This window comes from Cryobacterium tagatosivorans, assembly GCF_004402215.1.
GTDB lineage: Bacteria > Actinomycetota > Actinomycetes > Actinomycetales > Microbacteriaceae > Cryobacterium > Cryobacterium tagatosivorans.
The window spans coordinates 1-4633 of sequence record NZ_SOEZ01000074.1 but is presented as its reverse complement, the minus strand read 5'-3'; the positions used below and the strand labels follow the sequence as shown (position 1 = coordinate 4633).

Genomic DNA, 4633 nt, shown 5'->3' with positions numbered 1-4633 from the left:
GACCGGCTCGCATCCCAGCACCGGCTCTTTGGAAAAGTCACTGACCGGACCCACCACAACAAAGCCTACCCACGACGCCACTTGACCAGAGAGGCGCCCCAAGCACACCGCCCTCGCCATCCACAGCGCCGACGACCTCGCCGCCGTCGCCACCAAGATCAACAACAGGCCCCGGAAACGACTCGGTTGGACAACACCAGCCCAGCTCCTGGTCGACGTACTACGATCCAGCTGACCAACCAGTGTTGCGACGACCGCTGGAATTCGCCCCAACTGAAAACAGGGCCACTTTCGTGTGGTTCTAGTGTGCCGTAGTCGCGGCGGGTTGGTGTTGCTTGAGCCGGTAACTGTTGCCCTTGAGGCTGATCACGTCGGCATGGTGAACGATGCGGTCGATCATGGCGGAAGCGATGTGAGGTCGCCGAACACGTCGCCCCAGCGGGCGAACAGCAGGTTGCTCGTCATGATCAGTGACGCGTGTTCGTAGCGGGATGACACGAGTTGGAAGAACAAGTTCGCGGCGTCCTGGTCAAAGGGGATGTAGCCGACCTCGTCGACGATCAGCAGACTGTAGCGGCGCAGCCGGATCAGTTCGGCGGCGAGCTTGCCCCGTGAGTGGGCCTCTTGCAGACGACTCACCCAGCCGGTCGCGGTGTCGAAGAGGACCCGGTGGCCCGCTTTGGCGGCCTTGATCCCAATGCCAACGGCGAGGTGCGTTTTCCCGGTCCCGGGCGGGCCGAGCAGGACCACGTTCTTCGCTTCGGTGAGGAACACGCTCGTGCCCAGGTGCACGATCAGGTTCCGATCCGCTAAGGGCTGGTGGTCGAAGTTGAAGTCCTCGAGCGTTTTATGGCCGGGGAAGCGGGCGGCCTTGATCCGCAGCCCGGCGCCGGAGGCTTCGCGTTCGGAGACTTCCTTAGAGAGCACCGCGGCCAAGTACTCCTCGTGAGACCAGCCCGCGTCGCGGGCCTGTTCGCCCAGCCGGCGGAACGCTTCGCTGATCCGGGGAGCCCGCAGCGCGCGGGCGTAGTACTCGATCTGCGATGCCGCTTCCGGACCAATCACGACGCGACCGCCAACTCGGTCGGGGCGGTCTCAATATCAACACGGAACAGCTCGTCGTAACGGGCCAGCGACGCCGTCTCGACGACCGCCGTGACGGCGGGCCGGCGGGCGCGCTGGGCTTGGAACTGGGCGCGCAACTCGGCCGCGCGGGCAACGTGCGCGGGGTCGGTCACGGTGAGTTGACGCGCCCACTTGCGGCGATGTTCGGCGATGAGGACGCCGTCGTGGTGAACCGAGACGGTGTCCAGGCTCGCGCTGACGTCCACGACCCGGCCGATCATGGTCGGATCGACGGAGTAGTCGTTGCTGAACGCGCGAACGTAGTAGTCCCGCGGCAACCGGACGCTGTTACGGAACACGACCTCCGGCGCCATCGGCGGCAAGCCCCGCATCGCGGCTCGATCGATGCTGATCAGGTCGTTGGGCCGGCCTCTGCGGGACCGGGAGAGGCGGTTGTTCGCGACCGGCAGCCACGAGGCGAGCTGCTCGTTGAAGTCGTCGGGCGACGTGAACGCCCGGCCTGACATGAAGCGGCTGCGGAAGAACTGGTTCATCCGCTCGACCATGCCCTTGGACTCAGGGTCCCGTGCCTTCAACAGCTTGATCTGGGTGCCCAGGGTGCCAGCGAACGCGGAGACGGGCTCGGTCAGTTTCCCGCGCCCGATGCCCGACTCGTTGTCCCAGGTCAACCGGGAGGGAACAGCCCCAGCTTCTCTGCACCAACGACCACATCCCGCCGAGCAGATCCGGCGTCGTCCGGGTCGGCAACATGCGCCCCTGAATGAACCCGGAAAACGCCGACGTCATCACCAACACCGGCGGCGGCGCAGCCTGGTCATGGCCGAGCGGCAGGTCCTCGTGCGGGAACCACAGGTCGCACTGGACCTGGAACCCGGGCGGGTGCCGAGCCTGTCCGCGGGGTCCGGCACGACGTAGTCCGGTCGGAGCTCGGCGACCTTGGCCCGGAACGGCGAGGGCGACCCCGACCAGCCCACCCGCTCGGCCGGGTCGCGGCCGGCATCGCATGGTGGTCGACGATTTGGACGTGCAGGCGCTGAAATCGAAGTATTCGAATGAGCCCGCCGGGAGCCTGAAATTCACGTTGAGCGATCAGATGGGCACGGAGGCTTGGGCGAATGTGAAATCGACTGACGGCTTGATCGATGAGACTTACTTCGTCTCGGCCGACTTCGACTCAAAGTAGACCGTGGCCAAGCTCGGAACATTGGAAGAATGACTCTGAGTCAACCGGGCATGTGCATTTGCGTCGCGTTCGACGTCCACTTATCGGGATTCGTATATCTCGCGACGATGTCCGAGTCGGAGGATGAGCACGATTAACTGGTCGTCGTGAATCTCGTAAATGATGCGGTAGTCACCCGTTCGGACCCGCCATTCGCCAGAGCCCCCGACGAGTTGGATCGCCTTGGGTGGCCGCGGATCGCGTGCCAAGAGGTCGATCGCTGCTTGAACTCGACGTCGGACCTGCGGATCGAACTTGTGCAGTTGCCGTTCAGCGGCTGGTGCGATCTTCACCGAGTAGGTCATACGAGGCCGAGGTCTGCCTTCACCTGTTCCCAAGGAGTCGGTTCGCTTTTCGTGCGACGCATCTCTTCACGTGATTCCTCGGCGGCACGAATATCGGCCATGTCTTCGGCCAATTTGATGAGACGCTCCAAATCGTCGACGTCGATGACAGCCGCGACCCGCCGCCCGCGGCGAGACAAGAAGACCGGCTCGTGCTCGGTGCGAGCGCGGTCGATGATCGATGCGAGCTGGTCGCGTGCATCAGAGACGCTGACAGGGACTGTGGTCGACATGCCTCAATCGTACATTTCATGTATTGGATGTACAAGAGGTCTTCAAACGTACAACTGGTGTCCCGCAAAGGGTTCCCAAACGCCACTCCCCCGAGGCTCGAAACTTCGGCGAATTGGCGCCGCATCTGCGTCTGTAGACGTCCGGCTTGCGGGCACCACTTCGGGTCATCGCGCGGTTTGTCGATCCAGTTATTGAGGCAGCCCGCACGAGTTCCCTCTGCTTCATGGTTAGTCGGCAATCGAGCCGGATTGGCCCCTCTGCTCGTCCGCGACGTCGACGTCGGCTAAACGTTCCTGGTTGTCGAAGGCGTCAGTTCGTAAGCGAAGGAGAAGAACTCCGCGGCCAGGAGTTCCGGCTCTTCATGCGCCATGAAGTGCCCGCCCTTCCCCGGTGCGCTCCAACTCACGATGTTCGTACAGGCCCGCTCGGCGATTGTGCGCGGAAAGCCGATCATCCCTGCTTCATGGCTCAACGTGAACGCCGCCGGTACGGTGATCTTCGGCCTGGGCGGATTGTGGCCGAAGTCGTAGTACTGGCGCATTGACGACCCGATCGAGGCCCGTCGCCCAGTACAGGGATCACCATGGAAAGAATGGTGTCGAAGTCGAAACGCGTGGCCAGATCACCGCCACAGTCGCTCCAGTCCCGCAACTTGTCGACGATCCAGGCCGCCAACCCGATGGGCGAGTCGTTCAGCGCCGCCGCGATCGTGTCCGGCCGCGTGATCATGATGGCACTGTATCCGCCGTCGCTCTCGTCGTACTTCTCCTCCGACGCGAGGAAGGCTTCCTCTGCCGGAGTCAGCGGTCGCGCGTCGAAGTCGGCCGGAAACGGGGGATGGATCATGTGGATGCCGGCCACCTCGTCCGGAAAGAGGGCACCAAGCCAGGCCGCGACCGTGCCGCCGATGTCGCCGCCGAACGCACCATAGCGTTCGTAGCCGAGCTCCACCGTCATCACGCGGTGCAGGATGCGCGCCATCGAGTCCCTGGTGAGGGGCCCCGGTGGCAGCGTGCTGAACAGAAATCCAGGCCGCAGCGGACCCAGCCAGGGTTCCTTCGCGGCATCTAGGAGGAGAGGCACCGAACCACTCCCCCCGTCTCGCTCAAGTGAAGACCAGGAGAATCAGCCGCGTGTCATCAACCTGATCGCTCAGCAAGTCGCGATTGTGCGATACGCAGTCGACTGCAAGCATTGCGAAATGCCCCGCACCGTAAAACTCGCTAGTACAGCTGCAGTCGTTGCGGTATACCTATGCATTGGCGTAGCGGGAGTCATTGCCCTCACGCAGGGGCAGCCGATCGGCTGGATTGGCGTCGGGATATCGACTCTGGGCATTGGGCTGCGCGTCGCCATCGAGTGGCTGCGTCGTTGGCAACTGGAGCTGGCCGCCAGGGAGATCGCCCGCCGCGCCGAACCCGGCTACGTCAAGCCCGTCATCGATCCTGCCGACGCGAGCCGGCGTCGCACCATCATTTCGATCGCATACATCGGGCCACCCCTTGCCATTACCATCGCGGCGATCTGGTTTGCACTGGCCTCTCCGAGCGACTTGCAGCCGTTCGCGGCCACCCTCGCTTTCGCGCTGCTTGTGGCGACCGGAGCAGTGGTGGTCGGAATACGCAAAGGCCTAAGGAAACGCGACGACGGCTAGGGCGTGTCTCCTAATCGAATCGTGATTCGTTTGGGAGGCTGGAGGAATGTCGCGTACTGCTCTGCTGACCGATGACCAGTGGACTCGGATTGA

General features: G+C 63.5%; 6 protein-coding genes and 2 pseudogenes. 3 read left to right on the top strand and 5 right to left on the bottom strand.

Features of this window, described 5'->3' with window-relative positions:
• Nucleotides 1–97: 97 nt before the first annotated feature.
• Nucleotides 98–235, top strand: a pseudogene (locus tag E3O23_RS18620) (IS30 family transposase); the annotation flags it as partial.
• A 66-nt stretch (nt 236–301) separates the two neighbouring features.
• Here the strand turns inward: E3O23_RS18620 and istB are convergent.
• Nucleotides 302–1065: pseudogene (istB, locus tag E3O23_RS15210) on the bottom strand (IS21-like element helper ATPase IstB).
• Nucleotides 1062–1754, bottom strand: coding sequence for a Mu transposase domain-containing protein (locus E3O23_RS15205; protein WP_166790535.1), 693 nt, complete (start codon nt 1752–1754; stop codon nt 1062–1064). Before E3O23_RS15205 ends, istB begins: the two are co-directional and overlap by 4 nt.
• A gap of 335 nt (nt 1755–2089) precedes the next feature.
• On the opposite strand from E3O23_RS15205, the gene E3O23_RS15200 reads away from it, so the two are divergent.
• Nucleotides 2090–2269, top strand: coding sequence for a hypothetical protein (locus E3O23_RS15200; RefSeq protein WP_134492454.1), 180 nt, complete (start codon nt 2090–2092; stop codon nt 2267–2269).
• Between the two features lie 80 nt (nt 2270–2349).
• Here the strand turns inward: E3O23_RS15200 and E3O23_RS15195 are convergent, their stop codons facing one another.
• The 3 genes from E3O23_RS15195 to E3O23_RS15185 all read right to left on the bottom strand — a co-directional run bounded on the left by E3O23_RS15195 (nt 2350) and on the right by E3O23_RS15185 (nt 3867).
• On the bottom strand, nt 2350–2613 hold the full coding sequence (locus tag E3O23_RS15195; RefSeq protein WP_134492452.1) for a type II toxin-antitoxin system RelE family toxin: 264 nt from the start codon (nt 2611–2613) through the stop codon (nt 2350–2352).
• Entirely contained in the window at nt 2610–2885 is a 276-nt protein-coding gene (locus tag E3O23_RS15190) for a type II toxin-antitoxin system Phd/YefM family antitoxin (RefSeq protein ID WP_134492450.1), read from the bottom strand. Before E3O23_RS15190 ends, E3O23_RS15195 begins: the two co-directional genes overlap by 4 nt.
• Nucleotides 2886–3354: 469 nt before the next feature.
• A complete protein-coding gene (locus tag E3O23_RS15185; RefSeq protein WP_134492448.1) occupies nt 3355–3867 on the bottom strand; it encodes an alpha/beta fold hydrolase in 513 nt (170 codons plus the stop codon).
• 220 nt (nt 3868–4087) lie between these two features.
• On the opposite strand from E3O23_RS15185, the gene E3O23_RS15180 reads away from it, so the two are divergent.
• Nucleotides 4088–4540 carry a hypothetical protein gene (locus E3O23_RS15180; protein ID WP_134492446.1) on the top strand — a complete coding sequence of 151 codons (453 nt, stop codon included), beginning with the start codon at nt 4088–4090 and terminating at the stop codon, nt 4538–4540.
• The last annotated feature ends 93 nt before the right edge of the window (nt 4541–4633 follow it).